This window comes from Myxosarcina sp. GI1(2024) (assembly GCF_053543375.1).
In genome coordinates, this window is the sequence record NZ_JBKGTY010000004.1 from 199,797 (window position 1) to 217,827 (window position 18,031).

Consider the following 18,031-nt stretch of genomic DNA (forward strand, 5'->3'; position numbering starts at 1 on the left):
ACCGTCAATATACACACGAGTTGTTGGCTGTTCGCTAATAAACTGTGCAGTCAGTTTTGGCGACTGAGACGAACGACTAGGTTTATTTTTGGGTTTTTCCTTTTTAGCATAGTTTTTTTCTAGTTTATTAGGTTCTGTTGACGTAAAGAGGCAAAGATGAGAAAGTACCTGAAGTTGCTGATTTTAGTCAAAAAATTCTTCATGAAATCTCGTGTTAAGTTGGACGATTCTGCTTGGCAGCAAATTTTCGTTGTTCTGAGCCACCAACAAGACATCCGTATCAAAGACCCCAAAGCTTGTCGTCGTTTTCTGAATGCGGTTCTCTGGATTACTCGCACAGGTGCTCAATGGCGTGAATTACCCAAACGTTTTGGCAACTGGAACAGCCTCTACAAACGATATCGGCGTTGGTGTCAGAAGGGAGTTTGGCATCGTCTCTTGCAAGAAATGTCCCACTCTGCTGACTTAGAAAGTTTAATTCCCGATAGCACCATGATTCGTGCTCATCCCTGTGCAGCAGGAGCAAAAGGGGGTCAGAAAAACACTCTTTAGGAGGTTCTTGTGGCGGATTTAGTACCAAGTTACATGCTGTGGTAGATGCGTTGGGCAATCCGCTGCGGTTGCTTCTGACTCCAGGGCAAACCGCCGATATCAGTCAAGGAGAGGCATTGGTGGCTGGTTATCGAGCTCAACAGGTAATTGCCGATAAAGGCTATGATTGTGATGCTTTTGTGGTCTTGATTGAGGAAACTGGTGCTCAAGGCGTGATTCCGCCTCGTTCTGGTCGCCTCAACCCTAGAGATTACGATTCACATCTGTACAAGGAGCGACATCTAGTTGAGTGCTTTTTTAACAAACTTAAATACTATCGTCGCGTTTTCAGCCGTTTTGACAAAACTGACGAATGTTATTTGGGATTTGCCGAATTTGCTTCGGCTTTAATTTGGTTGCGTTAATTGTGTCAACAGAACCTAATAAATATCTGTATAGATTATTTCATGAATAAATGTTATGTTAATAACTGAGAACAAAGATAAAAGATAGAATCTGTATTTACTATCTAAAGGTTTTTCCTATATTAAGTATTGAACTAGCTCTTTCCTATTAATCTTGTCTCTCTAAGCATAACACTATTTCAGGAGACAATCATGTCGATTTATGTAGGTAATTTGTCCTACGAGATTAATCAAGAAGACTTGAATGAAGTCTTTGCCGAATATGGAACCGTTAAACGGGTTCATCTTCCTACTGACCGCGCAACAGGTCGTCTGCGTGGATTCGCTTTTGTAGAGATGGAATCTGAAGGAGACGAAGATAAAGCTATTCAAGCTTTAGATGGAGCCGAATGGATGGATCGCAATCTCAAGGTTAATAAAGCCAGACCTCGCGAAAACAATAATTCATCTAGTGGTGGTCGTCGAAACAAGCGTTTCTAAGCTTCGAAGTTAAATTAAATAACGCTTCTGGAGATAAAACGGATTAATTCCACGACTATTTCTCTAGAAGCGTTTGGTTGTTTTAATGAGGTTTAATTCATAAATGGCTAAACGTCGCAATGCCAAAAAAGAGAAAGCAGCTCGAAACAAAATGAATGCTCGAAAGTTTCACAAACCATCTGCACGCTATTATGGCAAGAGTAAACGACGCTCTAACTATAATAACGATAGCAACGAGCAAAAATCTTCAGAAACCGAATCAAAAAAATCTTCGTCATCTGAACAAAATACTAAGTAAGTAGTAAAGGTAAGCATATTTATTTATAAAACAGCCAACAAATAAAGAGTAAATAAGTACAGGCTGAGACAATCAGATCGACCAATAGCTCTAATGAAGGCTTTATATAATTATGCCCACCTACTTACTCTTATCTCTAAACTTTGTAGTGGTGAGCAAACTAATTACTTGCAATTGCGTCTATCTACTTTTAGAGAGAACTTAGAATATATACTATATTTAATATCTCTGAATAGCGGTGTATTTTTATTTTTTAACGCTCGCTACGATCGCTTAACAGATACACTTCCTCTGACTGAGATGGAAACGATACCCACTAGGCAAAATGTGCAGTTTGGCATCACAAATTGCTAAGGCTTCATCATGCAAAGATTCGTCAACGTTAGTATGAGAGAGCTTAGCCAGATCGATAATTGTCACTCCACCTTCCCCAATAACTTCTATTTCATCGCCATTAACTATGATGGCGGTATTTTCATCAATACCGATTCCCAATCTAGAAGGTTCTTGGATCAAAGCCGATACTAACCTTCCCAATCTTCCTCGTTGAACGAAGTGTTGGTCGATCGCTACTCCCGATAGAAACCCCATACCCGGTTCTAAAGTCACAGTTTCCAGACGCGGATGAGTTTCGGCTTCTCCTTCGACGATCATAACGTCAGACATCATTGCTGCACCCGCACTAGTACCGCCAATGACCAAACCGTTTTGATATTTCTGATGTAACAACTTGTCAATTTCAGTATCTTTGAGCAAATCGGTAATGCGAGCCTGATCGCCGCCTGTAAAAAATACCCCAGTTGCTTGTTGGAGAAGCTCGAGATCTCTAGAGTCGCTAGCATCTTCTCGTATTCCGGTATCGACGATATCTACAGTTTCAGCGCCAAAGTTTTCAAAAATTCCTCTGTAAGTCGCTCCTACTTCTCCGGGCAAGCTAGTAGCTACAGTCATAATGACTAACCGAGCTTCTCTACCTCCAGCACGACGGATGAATTCACGTAAAACCGTGCATTCTCCCTCTTTGTCTTCCGAGCCACCGATAACGAGCAGTTGTCCTCGTTTCTGAGATTTTGAAGCTCGACGTTTTCCTTCTTCAGAATCTTGTTTATTCTTAGTAATTGCGACCATAGTCATCTACCAATTTGCTTTAATTATTAATAATTTAAGTAAAACATATTTACCATTTAAATGTGTGTTTCTTGAGATATATTTTTCATTTTGCTAAATTTCATAAGAGTTATTACTAAATTTATTGGTTTTTAAACTTAATAGCAAGTTGCTTCAAGCACGATCCCCTAATTTATAAAATATTTTTAAATTTAGTAGTATTTAGGTTATTATCTTCCAATAAAAAATGCCAAATGCCTGGCATTAAAAATTACTAACTTACGATAGAGTCATAAGTAATGCGTCGTTGGTAGTCTAGATCGGTATCGTACAAACGTTAACTCAAAATGCTCACAGAAAAAGCTACCGAAGTCATTCGCGTCAATGCCAGAAGTACAGATGTTTTCGATATTTTTAATGTCAGACAATATGTTGGAGCAAATCCCTATCTGGATGGAGCGGCGGTAGTATTTGACTTTGCCTTTACCGAATATAATCGCCCCTTACCAATTGAAGATTATTTAGCAAAGGTTAGCGAGCGTTACCCTCGACTGTTAGAAGCAGAATACCAATCTCATGGCGAGTTGTTTGCACGTACGGTAGCTGAAGTTAACAAACTGGATATGGAATTGCATCTTCAAGGTTTGAGTATTCGAGAAGAGCAAAATTATCTGAGAATTGCAATTGAGTCCTTACATCAACGAACTACTAGAGAAACGATTTATTGTGTTTGGGATTGGTTTGAAGCGATCGAGCGAGGAGACGAGTTCGATCTCAACGAACGAATTGCCGACTTGCAACAGGTGTTTCGTTCTTCGGTTTATGGTGGTCCTACCGTTTATGCTTTACTGAGATCTGCCAACGAAAAAAAAATTCCTACTTTCTACTTGTGGGATGAAGGATTGATGCAGTATGGCTACGGCAAACAGCAAATCAGAGGAGTTGCTACAACTTTCGATGTCGATAGTCATTTAGATTCTGATTTTACTACTCAAAAAGATGACTGTAAGAGATTTTTAGCTGAGTTAGGTTTTCCCGTACCCCAGGGTGATGTGGTAGTTACCTGGGAAGAAGCGCGAGAAGTAGCCGCAGAACTTGGCTATCCCCTAGCAGTTAAACCAGTATCGGGTCATAAAGGATTTGGCGTTACTGCCGAGGTACAGAAGGAAATCGAACTAGAAGCAGCTTACCAACGTGCGGTAGCTGCCGTATCCGAAGAAGAACGCTTTGGGATTATTGTCGAAAATAGTATTGCCGGTCACGATTTTCGTTTACTCTGCGTTAACGGTCGATTTGTCGCCGCGACTGAACGACAACCAGCTTTTGTGATTGGAGATGGTACCAGCACCATCAAAGAATTAATCGATCGCGAAAATCTTTCTCCCCAACGTATCGATACCCCTACATCTCCGATGGGGAAAATTCAAACCGATGACGCAATGCATCGTTATTTAGACGAACAGCAGTTGGATTTAGAAAGTGTTGTCGATCGCGATCGCATCGTGTACTTGCGTAAAGTCGCCAATCTCTCATCGGGAGGGTTTAGTATCGATGCTACTCAGCGCGTGCATCCTGACAATATTATTCTGGCTCAAGATATCGCTCAGTATTTTCACCTTACCTGTTTGGGAATCGACATAATTACCAAAGACATTTCAGTTTCTTGGAAAGAAGGCAATTTTGGCATTATCGAAATTAATGCCGCCCCTGGGGTTTATATGCACCTCAACCCAGCTATCGGCGAACCAGTGGACGTTACATCACGTATTTTAGAAACTTTTTTTAAGTCGGGTAATCAGGCTAGAATTCCCATCATTACCTTCAATCGCGTGACGCTGCGACAGTTACAAAAGTTAAGCGATCGCATTTTGACTTTTCATCCTGATTGGGTAATTGGTGCGGTCTGTCGAGAAGGAATTTTAATCAATCGTTCGGAAAAAGTACTCAATTCTTACTACAATTACAACATTCGCAATTTACTCCGTAACCCCAAACTAAATCTACTGATTGCAGAGTACGACGAAGATGCCCTAGAGGCAGAAGGAATGTTTTATTATGGCAGCGACTTAGTAGTACTAGACAATCCTACTGCCACAGAAATGATGTTGGTGCGAGATGTTTTTAACGACTCAACAGTTGTAATTAGGCAGGCTAACCAGATAACTATTAAACGCCAGGGTTTACTCGAACAATACGAATTAGAACCAGAAGAATTATTAGAAGGGGTCTATTTAAAAGAAGTTGCTAATGTGATCGAGTAAGATTGAAAACGATCGCCAGTAAAGCCTAAAGTATTCAGTGACAAAACACTACTTTACTTTCAAAGTAGCGATAAAATCTGAAATTGCTTCACTGACTTTGAGAGGATATTCGGCGATCGCTAGATGTCCCGCATCTGGCAAGTGTAGATGTTGGCTAAACCGAAAATTTCGCGCTAGTTCCTCTCCCATGGAAGAGGTAAACATCGGGTCTTGACCGCCACTAATTACTAAAATTGGTACAGTATTTTTAAAACTATCACGGCGATCGCGCCAAAAATTATAGCCCCAAAAAATCTCTAACGCTTTGTAGGGATGGGCTGCTAAAGGTACGGGACTTTCGGCTAAAAATTGTTCTAGCTTTTCGCCTCGATGGCTACTGGATAGACGATTGGTTAATGTCTGCACTCCTGGAAGCTGATAGAGGTGCCTACCACCCCAAGCCAGAAACTTCATCAGGGGAATTTCCCACCAAGGAGCGAGATCGTGAGTACCGCCAGCCACTAAAATTAGACCAGACACGAGATGTTTTCTGGCGTATTCTAAACCCAAAGGTACGCCATAGCTATGGCAGCAGAGTACGGGAGCTTTGATTTTATAAAATTTGAGCAATCGAGTTAAATCCCGTCGATGTCTTCCTAGAGAATAACGTCGATAGGGAGAAGATTGTCCGTGTCCTCCCAAGTCATAAGCCAATACTTCTCTACCGCGAGTGAGAAAATATTCATACTGCGATCGCCAGTTAAACCGATTTCCCAAACCACCGTGAATAAATACTAGGGCGGGACTCGCTCCTGAATGATAGCTAACCTGTAGCTTGACCTGTCGGCGTAAACCAATTAACTTGCCTTGTAGATAGTCGTGTCGCTCGCTCATTATCTCATTATCAATGAAATTAAAAACTAGAATCGGTTTGTGGTCTGTTGCTTTATTGACGGGATTTGTCGGGATTATTAACCTGTTGTCTGCCGTTACTCCGGGTATACCAGAAAGAATCGATATTATCAGACAAATATATCCTTTTGAAGTGCAAGCAGGAAGTCATATTTTTGCTGCGGTGAGCGGATTCATTTTACTAACTCTGGCTACTCGCTTACTACGCCGCAAACGAGTCGCTTGGTTATTGGCAGTCATACTACTGGTTATTTCAATCGTTTCTAATTTACTCAAAGGTTTGGATGTCGAGGAAACGATTCCCGCCATAATCTTATTAGTTTTATTATTACTGTTACGCCAGAACTTTACGGCGCGGTCGGATCGTCCTTCAATTGCTCAGGGAGTCAGAGTTTTAATCGGCGCATTATTATTTACTCTGGCATACGGTACGGCTGGTTTTTTCTTGATGCAAAGACAGTACACTACTCAATTCGATTTGCCTGCTGCGGTAGTACAAACACTGGCAATTTTCTTTACGGTAGATAATGCTGGTCTAGAACCTACCACTCGTTTTGGTCGCTTCTTTATCAGTTCGATTTATGTAGTTGCTGCAACTACCACTAGCTATGCTGTCTGGATGCTGCTGCGTCCCGTTTTGCTGCAGACTACTGCCACCGAAGCAGAACGACAACAGGCGCAAAAGCTCGTCGAACAGTATGGAGGTTCTTCTCTAGCTCGTTTCTGCCTCCTACCAGATAAAAGCTACTATTTTAGTCCTACAGAACAAACCGTCATTGCATACGTAGCCAAGGGCAAAGGCGCGATCGCTCTTGGAGATCCTATTGGTGCTACTGAAGATATCAAAGATGCCATTATTGGTTTCAAAGAGTTCTGTGCCACCAACGATTGGTATCCTGCTTTCTATCAAACTCTTCCCGATTATTTAGATCTCTATAAAGCTTTAGGGTTTAAAGTGCTAAAAATTGGCGAAGAAGCGATCGTCAATTTAAACACGTTTTCTACCCAAGGTAAAGCAGGCAAAAATCTCCGCACTGCTCTCAATAAATTTAATAAGTTAGGCTATCGAGTTAAATTTCATCAGCCACCAATTAGCGACGAACTGTTAGCAGAATTAAAAATTATTAGCGATGAATGGCTAGATATGATGGAAGGTTCGGAAAAACGGTTTTCTCTAGGCTGGTTTGACTATGACTATCTGCGAGAGTCGGAAATTGCCACAGTGGAAACCGATACGGGAACGATTAATGCGTTTGCCAATGTCGTCCCCGAATACCAAAAAAACGAAATTACCATCGATCTGATGCGTCGCCGCGCGGAGATTGAAAGAGCGACGATGGACTTTTTATTTATTTCGATGTTTCTGCACTTCAAAGAACGAGGATACGAATCATTTAATTTGGGTCTATCGGCTTTAGCTGGCGTAGGAGAAACTAAAAATTCTCCTCGTTTGGAGAAAGCTTTAAAATATCTCTACGAGCATTTAAATCGATTTTACAAATTTAAAGGACTGCATGAATTTAAAGAAAAGTTCAATCCTCGTTGGGAGTCTCGTTATTTAATTTATCCCAGTCTAGTAGCCTTACCCGATGTAGTAGTAGCTTTAGTAAGAGCCGATTCTGGCGATCGCCTATGGGATTACATTAAACCTGGTGCTTAATTATTTGGCGCTCGTTTTTGGTAATTCTGTAGCCAAGTTTAAAATTTATGCTGTTTAGACAAAAAACCCAGTTATCTTAATAGCAACTGGGCTGTAATTTTCAATTAGACAAGATTGAGTTTAAACTGAAGATTCTTGTTGCTGATAGAGGAAATGATAGCGTCCTTTAAGAGCCATTAATTCTTCGTGAGTTCCTTGCTCGACAATCGAACCAGAATCCATCATCACAATCGTATCGGCATTTTTAATCGTGCCCAAACGGTGAGTGATAAAGAACACGGTACGATCTTTTAAGGCTTGTTTGAGATTGCGACAGACTTCTTGTTCGGTAGTAAAGTCTAAAGCACTAGTTGCTTCATCCAAAATCATCATTTGGGGTTGTTGTAAAATCGTACGAGCGATCGCAATTCTCTGTCTTTGACCTCCAGAAAGAGAAGAACCCCGCTCTCCCACTTTGGTATTGTAACCATTAGACAGAGTCATGATAAACTCGTGAGCGGCAGCAATTTGAGCGGCAGCAATAATTTCTTCTGTAGTAGCATCGGGGTTGGTTAGAGCGATGTTATCGAGAACCGAACCTTCAAATAGCAGCGTTTCTTGAGGTACGACCCCAATCTGACGACGCAAAGAATAGAGTTCGACGCGGTTAATGTCGTAACCATCAACTAAAATTCGACCACCTTGGGGTTCGTAAAGACGGGATAAGAGCTTAGTCATGGTACTTTTACCCGCTCCACTTTCGCCGACGATTGCCACAAAAGTACCGGGAGCGAATTCGACACTGACGTTGTTCAACTGCAGCGGTCCGGAATTTTTAAAGCGAAAGGAGACATTGTCGTATTTGACTCTACCTTTAATCATCGGCATGGGAATATTGTTGCGGTCTTCTTCTCCCTCTTCTGGATGGTCGACAATATCTGCTAACCGTTCGAGAGATAAGGCAGTTTCTTGAAAGTTTTGCCAGAGCTGTGCCAAGCGCATGATTGGTTGAGTAACGTAACTGGCGATAATTCTAAAGGCAATTAGCTGTCCTAAAGTCAGTCTGCCGTCGATGACTAAAAATGCACCCAAACCAATAATCAGAACGCTGGAAAGTTTGTTGAGAAATTGACCACTAGAGTTGGCTATTGTGGAAGTAATTACGGTTTTAAAACCCGTCGAGATATAGCGAGCGTAGCGTTCTTGCCACTGCCAGCGCGATCGCAGCTCGATGTTTTGAGCTTTGACCGTTTGAATTCCTCCTAGTACCTCTACTAAATAAGACTGAGTTTCGGCGTTGCGTTCGGCTTTAACTCTTAACTGGCGGCGAATTGTCGGGGTGAAAATTAGAGTCAGAGCCACGAACACGGGTACGATTGCCAGAGATACTGCTGTCAATAAAGGACTATATAGCAGCATGACAATGATATAGACCACAGAAAATACTGCATCCAAAACTACTGTGATTGCAACTGAAGTCAAAAACTGGCGAATTTTTTCTAGCTCGTTTACCCGAGTGGAAATTTCTCCTACAGGTCGCCGTTCGAAGTATCTTAGTGGCAAGCGTAACAAGTGATCGATAATTTCTGAACCTAGAGTTAAATCGACCCGATTAGTCGTATCGACCAGCAAGTAAGTACGCAGAGTAGTAAGTAAAGCCTCAAAAATGTTAATAACAATCAGGAAAAAGACCAAATAACTTAGGGTATCAACGCTATTTTGGTTAATTACCTTATCGATAATTACCTGAATCATCAAGGGATTAGCCAATGCGAAGAGCTGAACGAAAAAAGAAGCAATAAAAACTTCAATTAAAATTCGTTTGTATTTAGATATGGCAGGAAGAAACCAACTCAAACCAAAACGTTCTTGGGGAGTTTCTTTGGTTTTTTTCAACAACAGGATTTCGCCACCCTCCCCCCAAGTTTCAGTAAACTCTTGGGGTTTTAAGCGACGAATTCCTAATTCTGGTACGGCAATAACTAATTCATTCTCGTTAAGCTCGTAAATTAATGCCAGGCTGTCCTGCCAGCGAACCAAACAAGGTCCCTCGATACGAGTAATTGCTTTAGCGGGAATACTGACTAATTGGGGATTGAGTCCCATCAACTCTGAAACGGCACCGCACAAAGGAAGAGAAAGAGTTCCCGTTCTTTCTATTTGTTCGGCAAGCACGCGGCGAATTACCTCTTGGCGAAAAGGCATTTTAAAATACTTGCTCAACATTTGAAAGCAAGCAACCCCAACATCTAAAGTAGTTTTACCCGCAAAAAAAGGATATTTCTTCGGCTCAGAAGTAGTTTGGTCTGAGTATACAGTTAGTGATGTCGTATCTTCTGGTAAAGGACCACTTGCCTCAGGAACATCGCCAAAATCTGGCGGTAGCAATTGATAACTATCGGTTTCTTCAGCTCCTCCCTCGACTGTTGAAGTAACCTCTTCTACTTCAAACCATTTACTACGAGGTATAGAAATCAAACGAGCGGGTTTGTTCCCTGTAACCTTGATGGTATTACGTTCTGGGGTTAATTTTAGGCGGCTACCAACGGGAAAATCAGCGATCTCACCTCCACCACTGACCAACCAGATGCGCTCGGAGTCTTTTAAAGGTCTAATTATTTCGGCATTTACCTCATGTTCTCCTGGAGGTAGATAGTAAACTTCGGCTTCTGGAGTTATTTTAGTTGCCAAGCTAGATAGTTCTACATCTCCCTGCGCCCGATGTTCTAGCTGAATAGCTAAAAGGTCGAATACTTCAACTTTGGCAGCTTTGGCTCTAAATTCATTTTGTAGCTGAGGATATTGCGCCATCAGCTTGAGAAATTCTTGATTGTCTAGAGCGAGGCAAATTACTTCAGTACTTGCCATCGCAGTTTCACAGGGTACTCCTCTGGCCAAATTTACCCAACCAATAATTTCTCCTGGTTTGAGTTTGTCAAGAGTAATGGGCATTTTAGTATTGGGATCGTAACCTAATACTCTGACTTCCCCCTCAGAAACGATCGCAATTTGCCCCTGCATCTTTTCGCGCACGATCATTACTTTCCCCATGCCAAATCGCAATGGCTTGAGTTTCCTTGCCAACTCAGCGAGCGCCTCTTGAGGCAGCTGATTGAATTGAGGAACTAGGGACAGAAATTGTTCGATAACCTTAGTATTAATAGTATTGGTAGCGTTGGGATTAGTCATGTTAAAATACGCCTTACGAGAGGACTGGACTGGGTACGAAAGACACTTTATGCTTCACTTCTTCTTTGAGCCATTGTTGAAATAATTCGTCTAGCATCCTTTGCCGAGTGGATGGATCGAGTTGAGCAGAAATGTAGTTTTCCAGTCGAATAATTACAATCCATTCTCCAACCCGAGTCGGAGGAACTAAATGACCTGGTTTGGAAGTAGCTAGAATTTGAGCTATTTTAGGATGTGGTGCATTAATTTCTACGGGTCCGATCAGTCCTCCCGTTTGCGCCTCAGTGCCCAAAGAATACTCCATAGCTAGTTCTTGAAAGGTACGATCGTCTTCTTGAATGCGAAAATAAAGCTCCTGAGCGATTTCTGCCTTGTTAACCCGAATTAAAGAATAAACTACCCGGTCTAATTGTGGTTTCCGCTTGACAAAATAGGCTTCTACTTTATTACCCCAGTTAGTTTCTTTAAATTTTTCCAGTCTTATTTTTTTAGTAATTAGCTCCTCTAATTGTTCTGGCTGCATACCTTGTTTATCCATCCAGGCTGCTACTTGTTCTTCTGAAGCTAAATGATTTTGCTGGTAAAAGAGTTGGTATGCTTGCTTTTTTTCTTCTGCAGTACATTCAACCTTGGCAAGTACCTCATCGACTACGATTTCTTGAGCTAACATAGGCAACATTTGATACTTTTCCAACAAAGGCACCAGATCTTGAGCCGTGTAAACTTTATCGTCTATTTCTAAAACTACGCTCATATTCTTAATTTAGTTTGAGTGAAAATTATGTGATTGACAAAAATTAATCTATTAACTTGCTGTAGTAATTGAGTAAAACTTGCCCAAATTTTATTTACATAAACATAAATTGATAAATCTTGACATTGAGTCCTCATGATTGATTTAGTTATTCAAACCTAACCTACTTTAAAGAGAATGACACGAGCCTTACTACTACAGGTTTTTTAAGAAGAATTCAAGCTTAGGGATGATGGAGTAGCACTACAGCATACGCACAAATAGCTTCTTCTCTACCCATCGGTCCCACTTTTTCATTGGTAGTAGCCTTTACGCTTAGGCGATCGACACTAATGCCCAAAGTTGTCGAGAGGCGATCGCTCATGGCTTTGAGGTATGGGTTGAGTTTCGGACGTTCGGCAACCACGGTAGAATCAATATTACTAATTTGCCAGCCTTGAGAATAAATTAAATCCGCAACTTTTTTTAGTAAAAATATACTGTCTGCTCCCGCCCACTGAGGATCGCTGGGAGGAAAATAATGTCCGATATCTCCCATACTTAAAGCCCCCAACATCGCATCCATGATGGCATGAGTCAGCACGTCAGCATCGCTGTGACCCCACAATCCTAGCTCGTGGGGAATATCTACTCCACCCAAAATTAACGGTCTTCCCGCTACTAGCCGATGGAGATCGTAACCATTACCGATACGAATATTCATCTTTTTCCATTCTTTTTAACGGTATTAGTTGAATTATCCTAGATAAATTAGCAATTAAAGTTGAAAATTATGCTAAGTAAATCTACTTTTTCTAAATTGGCAATTTATCTCGGTGTTTTATCCACAGGTATCTTTACGGTAAATGTCGCTCCCGGCTCTTGCCAACTTTTGCCCCAGGCTTGGGTGACTTTAGGCGGTAATGAAGGGGATTTTACTTACGGTGCGGGAGCTAGATTGTTAAATTTTGGTCTAGAAATCGGTACGGGTAAGGAGGGTGCGACTGGAGGAGATATTTTAACTTTCCTACCCCTTCCCATAGTTTCTCCTTATGTAGGATTGGGAATTTATTCGGGTGACGATACGGTTGCCTATTCCGGAGGTGTGCATTTCGGTACGGGCAACTTAATCTTGGGTGGGGGTTATCACTCAATTCGTGGTTTTAACGGCAAAATCGGTTTTCGGTTTTAACCACAGCGAACTTAACAAGTAGGAATTGGGAAAACGATAGAATATATGAAAGCTATAAGCTATCAGCTCTAAGCCTGGCATTTGAATAGAGTTTTATACCCAATCTCAATGCTTGTCTTGCATGGTTTACGGGGTGGGGACTTTTACCCATTATTTTTAGCTGTAAGCCTCGTTCGAGAAAAGCGGTTGGCTGTTATGTGAGTCAGTGTATAGCTGTTAGGTAGTTTATAGTTAAAGACAAAACAAGTATTCAGTAAAGTCTTATTCGATTTTTTACCTTTAATTCTAGAGCATGACTCCCAATCCTCAAATTCTTCAGTCAGTAGAACAGCTAAATTATCGCGTTACCGTTGGCGACGTGGCAGCCCAGGCGGGAATAGAACTGAATTTAGCCCAGCAGGGACTATTGGCATTAGCTACCGATGCAGGAGGACACCTACAAGTTGCCGAGTCGGGAGATGTAGTATATTTATTTCCCAAAAACTTCCGTTCGATCCTGCGTAATAAATACTGGAAATTAAGATGGCAAAAGTGGTGGAGTCGCGTTTGGCGAATTTTATTCTACATTATTCGGATTTCCTTTGGAATCGTCTTAATTGCCTCCATTTTTCTCATGTTGGCGGCGATCGCCATTATCATCATCTCCGTCAGTTCTAGTCGCGACGATAATGACAGAGGCGGTAGCTTTGGTGGAGGTGGTGGCGGTTTCGTATTTCTACCTCGCTTTTGGTTTGGTCCCGATATTTTTTGGTTTTTCGACCCCAACTATGATAACTACCGTCGTCGGCAACGCCTCAGACAGACGAGTGGGCGGAGCGGACAAAACCAGATGAATTTTTTTGAGGCGATATTTTCTTTCTTGTTTGGCGACGGCAATCCCAACGCCGACTTAGAAGCCCGACGTTGGCAAAATATCGCTGGAGTAATTCGCGACAACAACGGAGCAGTAGTAGGGGAACAAATCGCTCCCTATGTCGATGAAACCGACGAATACGAAGACTATATGCTACCCGTCCTCAGTCGGTTTAATGGCTATCCCGAAGTTTCCCCCCAAGGAGAAATAATTTATTATTTCCCCGAACTTCAGGTAATGGCAAGTCAAAGAAAAGGGCGATCGCCTGCGACTTATCTGCAAGAACAGTTGTGGCGTTTTAGCCAAGCCAGCAGCAATCAAATTATGCTTTCAATCGGTTTGGGAGTGCTAAATTTAGTCTTGGCTTTAGTGCTGGGTTCCCTATTAAGAGGTGGAATCGCGACGCAATTGGGCAGTTTAGTTGCTTTTGTCGCTTCAATTTACGGCATTCTACTGGCTTATGGTGTCGCTTTTTTGACTATTCCTTTAATACGTTATTTTTGGATTCAGGGGCGCAACCAAAAAATTGCCACACGCAATCAACTGCGACAGCAAAGAGCGATCGCTTTGGAGAATGCCGATACTTCTTTGCGTCAAAAAATTAACTATGCCAGCCAGTTCGCTCGACAAAAAGTAATCGGCGATCGCGATATTACCTACACTACCGAAACCGATCTGCTCGATCAAAATATCGATAATGCCGATAAAATCGATCGCGAATGGCAACGAAGATTACAATCCGATTCTTAGGCAATTAAAACGATGAACAAAATTAAGCGTATTTCCGGACGAGGTGTAGCTGTAGTGGGGAATGATATCGATACCGATCGCATTATCCCCGCACGGTTTCTACGCTGCGTTACTTTTGATGGCTTGGGTAAAAATGCTTTTGAAGACGACCGCGCCTCGGCAGCAGGAAACCATCCCTTCGATTTACCTCAGTATCGAGATGCCAATATCTTAGTCGTCAACAATAATTTTGGCTGTGGTTCCTCTAGAGAACACGCTCCGCAAGCTTTAGCTAAATGGGGGATTCAGGCGATCGTCGGTGAAAGTTTTGCCGAAATTTTCTTGGGTAACTGCATAGCAATTGGGGTTCCCTGTGTAGTGGCTACGTCAGAGGCGATCGAACGGTTACAAGAGATATTGGCAGAAAACCCCCAGGCAGCGATGACAGTAGATTTAGAAACTATGCAGGTTACTTGTGACGCGCTCTCTGTTTCCGTAGAAATGAACCGAGGTTCGCGCCAGATGTTTTTAGAAGGCACTTGGGATAATTGTGGGCAGTTGACCGCTAACGCCAACGCGATTCGCACTGCTGCCTCTAAGTTGCCCTACCTCAACTGGCAAAGTGGATAAAGTTTGTTTGGTGGAATTTTAAGCTGTTACTTCTCTATTTAAATTGTTGTTTGTTGTTTTTGGCTCGGCGATCGGGAACTATAGATGCTGGACAAATATCGCTAAGTTGCGATCGCAATTAATTTACATAAATGAATACTGAAGAGTTACTGGAAAATTATCAAACAGGAGAAAGAGACTTCAGTCGCAGTGATTTAAGTCGAATACAAATTATTAAAGCAGAACTCAACCAGATCGATCTCAGTCGCACCGAACTCGATTGGGCTAACTTTAGCGGTACTAATTTATCCTTTGCCAATTTAAGTCGTGCCGATTTAATCAATGCCAAACTAATTAAAACGCAGTTAACCCAAGCAAACTTAAAAAGCGCAGATTTAACCAATGCCGATCTTAGCTGGGCGAATTTAGAAGGTGCTATTTTAGTGCGAGTAGATCTCAGCAATGCCAATCTCAATCAGTGTTCGCTTAAAAATACAGATCTGCGCGACGCTAACCTTAGTGGTGCCAATCTCGTTGGAGTCGATCTCGAGGGTGCCAATCTCACTCGTGCCGACCTCAGCAATACCAATCTCAGTGGAGTCGATCTCAGTCGCGCCGACCTCAGTCGTGCCGATCTCAGTCAGGCAGATTTGATTGGTGCCGATTTAACTAGAGCAAACTTCAATAAAGCAGACCTGAGTGAAAGCAACTTAAGACAAGCCAATTTGCCGCGAGCGATTTTGAAGGGAGCGAATTTACGCCGTGCCAACTTAAAGGGTGCTAGTCTTTCTGGTGCGGTTTTAAAAGAGCTAAATAGTAGTCTAGCAACTATGTCAGAGCTATATTTATCGGGATTAAACCAACCGTGTAGGTTAGATTTACGTTCTGCCAATCTCACTAATGCCAACCTAGCAGGAGTATCTCTTCAAGATGCCAATTTAAGATTTGCCTCACTACATAAAACCAATATGCGGCAAGCTAACCTACACCACGCTAGTTTAATTGATGTCTATCTTCGAGATTCCGATTTGAGGGGAGCTATTCTTCACCAATGTGTTCTCAGCAACATTAACTGGAGAGATGCAGTAATGCCAGATGGTAGTATTCATCCTTAAAATACGTGAATTTGACAGAGGCTTCAAGCCTGATTCTTTCGTATGCATGAAACCATTATAATTTCGTTAAGAGACTAATAATTTCTGTTTTTATCGAACTCACGTTTAAAATGGACATTTGGCAGAAACCAATGGTATTGAATAAATTGTTGATAGTTAATTTTCGCTCCTGATGAGACATCTATCATTAATAAGGGACTAATAACATAACTAACTTACAGAAATTTGTCTAAGAAGCGATCGCTCGTTCTTAAATTAACTCTAGTTGCGATCGCTAAAAAGATTAACTCATCATAATTTAGAGTTTAGAGTGTTTATGGCAGCCAATAATTAGGTAAAATTTTAGCCCAATCCCGTAAAGTTTTATTAATATTTCTGGCAACTTTAATATGGGGTTCGTCTGATTCTACGGGGATAATGTTGGCTCGAGTTCCCCGTCCAAATTTATCGATAACTAAGTTAGCTGCTTCTAAGCCAGTAACGTACGCTTTTTCTTGCGACCAAGAACCGTGTCTGGTTACGATCCAATCGCCACTCATAAAGAGATTGGGAATAGGAGTTCGAGCGGATAATAAATTTTGATAGCTGCCGGGAAAAAAGTGAGTGACTCCTTCTTTAACGCGAATTATGCTGCTGTCGATTACTTTTGCTTTAGCGAATTCGGGAATACAGGTAGCCAAGTCACGCTGCACTTTAGCAATAATCTGCTCGTCACTCATGGGTAACAGTCGAGCGGCATGATAGAAGTCAGCCTCGATTACCGTATAGGGTTCTGCGCGATATTCATCTTGTAAGGCATTGAGATCGAAGAAAGTCCAGCCCACATTAACATCAAATCCGAAACAGGCATTAGAAGGTAGGGGAACGTCAATTTTGCGATCGAACCATAGTCGAGTAGCTAACACATTAATACCTCTAAGCTCTGCTAAATTGCGAAACTGTGGGTAATTTTTGAGGGTACTGCTATTTTCAACTATTTTTTTTATGCCACTGACGCTAACTGACGAGATTACCGCATCGGCAGCAAAAAATTCCGTTCCACATTTGACTCCAGTAGCATTGCCTGCTTCATCTAGAACGATATCGCTAACTCTCTTATGGGTTAATACTTTCCCCCCAAAGTGTTTGATGTTTTCGATCCAGGGTTGGAAGATTCGTTCTCCAACGGTGCCGCGACACCAGACCACATCAAAATCGGGCTGATGCGCCAAGATAAAATAATACAGCATCCCCAGGGCTGCCGCTGCCGAACACTGCTCTCCGGGAGCAAACAAGCCAACTAACAGCATCGGCTCGAAAGATTCTCGGTATAGTCTTGTAGATACGCCAAACTGCTTGAATAACTCCCTAGCGGTTACTTTATCGTATCTCGCCCAAGCTTCATCTGAATTATCAAAATCTATTACTGTATATAGTAAAGGAAGAGCCGACAGGCGATCGCTCAAGGGTAATCTTTTAAAGCGAGTGTAGAAAAAAGTACCCAACGGCGAAGGCAAACGAGGCTTATTTTGAAATATGGGTGATTCTACTTCTAAACCCGCAGGTGAATACTGAGAGGAACGCGTAAAGGGAGTAAAGGGATCGAGACCGAGTTCTCTAACTAGGCTAAAAATATTGCGGTAAGGATACCAAAAACCATGAATACCACCTTCTACCGCTCTTTCTTCTGGAGTTTTCCAGCCAGCTACTAAACCTCCTGGATACGGTGCAGCTTCGAGTAGAGTGACATCGTAGCCCTGTCGTGCCAGGTGAGCAGTCGCGCCCAAACCAGCCCAACCCGCACCAATTACCAAAATTTTCTCGGTTTTTGACATTTTATTAATTATTTATCGTATTGCGTTTTATACTAATCAAGATTACATGTTTAGCTGGTACGAGAGATGTCAGTTAAAAATTTGTCGGCAACGCCAAAAAAATCTCAAATTTGCGGCGATCGCTATTTCCATAGCATAAATTTTACAGGTACAGAGTAAACGCAA

At 41.9% G+C, this 18,031-nt stretch carries 15 protein-coding genes; 9 read left to right on the plus strand and 6 right to left on the minus strand.

The window, feature by feature from the left end:
• The first annotated feature begins 201 nt into the window (after positions 1 to 201).
• From ACLFKQ_RS18465 to ACLFKQ_RS18475, 3 genes are all read left to right on the plus strand, one after another.
• A protein-coding gene (locus tag ACLFKQ_RS18465; RefSeq protein WP_448998612.1) for an IS5 family transposase occupies positions 202 to 956 on the plus strand; the annotation gives its coding sequence in 2 pieces (ribosomal slippage) (positions 202 to 522 and positions 525 to 956; 753 coding nt in all).
• Positions 957 to 1,148: 192 nt separating this feature from the next.
• Positions 1,149 to 1,436 carry an RNA recognition motif domain-containing protein gene (locus ACLFKQ_RS18470; RefSeq protein WP_449001222.1) on the plus strand — a complete coding sequence of 96 codons (288 nt, stop codon included), beginning with the start codon at positions 1,149 to 1,151 and terminating at the stop codon, positions 1,434 to 1,436.
• A gap of 103 nt (positions 1,437 to 1,539) precedes the next feature.
• Positions 1,540 to 1,734 (plus strand): hypothetical protein, encoded by a 195-nt coding sequence (locus ACLFKQ_RS18475; RefSeq protein ID WP_449001223.1) that lies wholly within the window; start codon positions 1,540 to 1,542, stop codon positions 1,732 to 1,734.
• Positions 1,735 to 2,007: 273 nt separating this feature from the next.
• On the opposite strand, the gene ACLFKQ_RS18480 is transcribed toward ACLFKQ_RS18475, so the two are convergent.
• On the minus strand, positions 2,008 to 2,862 hold the full coding sequence (locus tag ACLFKQ_RS18480; RefSeq protein WP_449001305.1) for a cyanophycinase: 855 nt from the start codon (positions 2,860 to 2,862) through the stop codon (positions 2,008 to 2,010).
• Positions 2,863 to 3,188: 326 nt separating this feature from the next.
• Here ACLFKQ_RS18480 and ACLFKQ_RS18485 point away from each other — a divergent pair, with 326 nt between their 5' ends.
• Complete coding sequence (locus ACLFKQ_RS18485; protein ID WP_449001224.1) at positions 3,189 to 5,102, plus strand: ATP-binding protein; 1,914 nt, start codon at positions 3,189 to 3,191, stop codon at positions 5,100 to 5,102.
• 48 nt (positions 5,103 to 5,150) lie between these two features.
• Here the strand turns inward: ACLFKQ_RS18485 and ACLFKQ_RS18490 are convergent, their stop codons facing one another.
• The gene (locus tag ACLFKQ_RS18490; protein ID WP_449001225.1) at positions 5,151 to 5,975 is read right to left on the minus strand and encodes an alpha/beta fold hydrolase; all 825 of its coding nucleotides are present in this window, start codon (positions 5,973 to 5,975) and stop codon (positions 5,151 to 5,153) included.
• Between the two features lie 13 nt (positions 5,976 to 5,988).
• Here ACLFKQ_RS18490 and ACLFKQ_RS18495 point away from each other — a divergent pair, with 13 nt between their 5' ends.
• Positions 5,989 to 7,653: a phosphatidylglycerol lysyltransferase domain-containing protein gene (locus ACLFKQ_RS18495; protein ID WP_449001226.1), complete on the plus strand. Its 1,665-nt coding sequence runs from the start codon at positions 5,989 to 5,991 to the stop codon at positions 7,651 to 7,653.
• A gap of 120 nt (positions 7,654 to 7,773) precedes the next feature.
• Here ACLFKQ_RS18495 and ACLFKQ_RS18500 read toward each other — a convergent pair whose 3' ends face one another.
• The 3 genes from ACLFKQ_RS18500 to ispF all read right to left on the minus strand — a co-directional run bounded on the left by ACLFKQ_RS18500 (position 7,774) and on the right by ispF (position 12,278).
• The gene (locus ACLFKQ_RS18500; RefSeq protein ID WP_449001227.1) at positions 7,774 to 10,821 is read right to left on the minus strand and encodes a peptidase domain-containing ABC transporter; all 3,048 of its coding nucleotides are present in this window, start codon (positions 10,819 to 10,821) and stop codon (positions 7,774 to 7,776) included.
• 13 nt (positions 10,822 to 10,834) lie between these two features.
• Complete coding sequence (locus ACLFKQ_RS18505) at positions 10,835 to 11,575, minus strand: peptidylprolyl isomerase (RefSeq protein WP_449001228.1); 741 nt, start codon at positions 11,573 to 11,575, stop codon at positions 10,835 to 10,837.
• A gap of 223 nt (positions 11,576 to 11,798) precedes the next feature.
• Positions 11,799 to 12,278, minus strand: coding sequence for a 2-C-methyl-D-erythritol 2,4-cyclodiphosphate synthase (gene ispF / locus ACLFKQ_RS18510; protein ID WP_449001229.1), 480 nt, complete (start codon positions 12,276 to 12,278; stop codon positions 11,799 to 11,801).
• Positions 12,279 to 12,347: 69 nt separating this feature from the next.
• On the opposite strand from ispF, the gene ACLFKQ_RS18515 reads away from it, so the two are divergent.
• The 4 genes from ACLFKQ_RS18515 to ACLFKQ_RS18530 all read left to right on the plus strand — a co-directional run bounded on the left by ACLFKQ_RS18515 (position 12,348) and on the right by ACLFKQ_RS18530 (position 16,052).
• A complete protein-coding gene (locus ACLFKQ_RS18515) occupies positions 12,348 to 12,746 on the plus strand; it encodes a hypothetical protein (RefSeq protein ID WP_449001230.1) in 399 nt (132 codons plus the stop codon).
• A 292-nt stretch (positions 12,747 to 13,038) separates the two neighbouring features.
• On the plus strand, positions 13,039 to 14,349 hold the full coding sequence (locus ACLFKQ_RS18520) for a hypothetical protein (RefSeq protein ID WP_449001231.1): 1,311 nt from the start codon (positions 13,039 to 13,041) through the stop codon (positions 14,347 to 14,349).
• A gap of 12 nt (positions 14,350 to 14,361) precedes the next feature.
• A complete protein-coding gene (gene leuD / locus ACLFKQ_RS18525; RefSeq protein WP_449001232.1) occupies positions 14,362 to 14,958 on the plus strand; it encodes a 3-isopropylmalate dehydratase small subunit in 597 nt (198 codons plus the stop codon).
• 131 nt (positions 14,959 to 15,089) lie between these two features.
• Positions 15,090 to 16,052, plus strand: a complete 963-nt coding sequence (locus ACLFKQ_RS18530) for a pentapeptide repeat-containing protein (protein ID WP_449001233.1) — start codon at positions 15,090 to 15,092, stop codon at positions 16,050 to 16,052.
• A gap of 314 nt (positions 16,053 to 16,366) precedes the next feature.
• On the opposite strand, the gene ACLFKQ_RS18535 is transcribed toward ACLFKQ_RS18530, so the two are convergent.
• Positions 16,367 to 17,866: a hydroxysqualene dehydroxylase gene (locus tag ACLFKQ_RS18535; protein WP_449001234.1), complete on the minus strand. Its 1,500-nt coding sequence runs from the start codon at positions 17,864 to 17,866 to the stop codon at positions 16,367 to 16,369.
• Positions 17,867 to 18,031 lie beyond the last annotated feature (165 nt).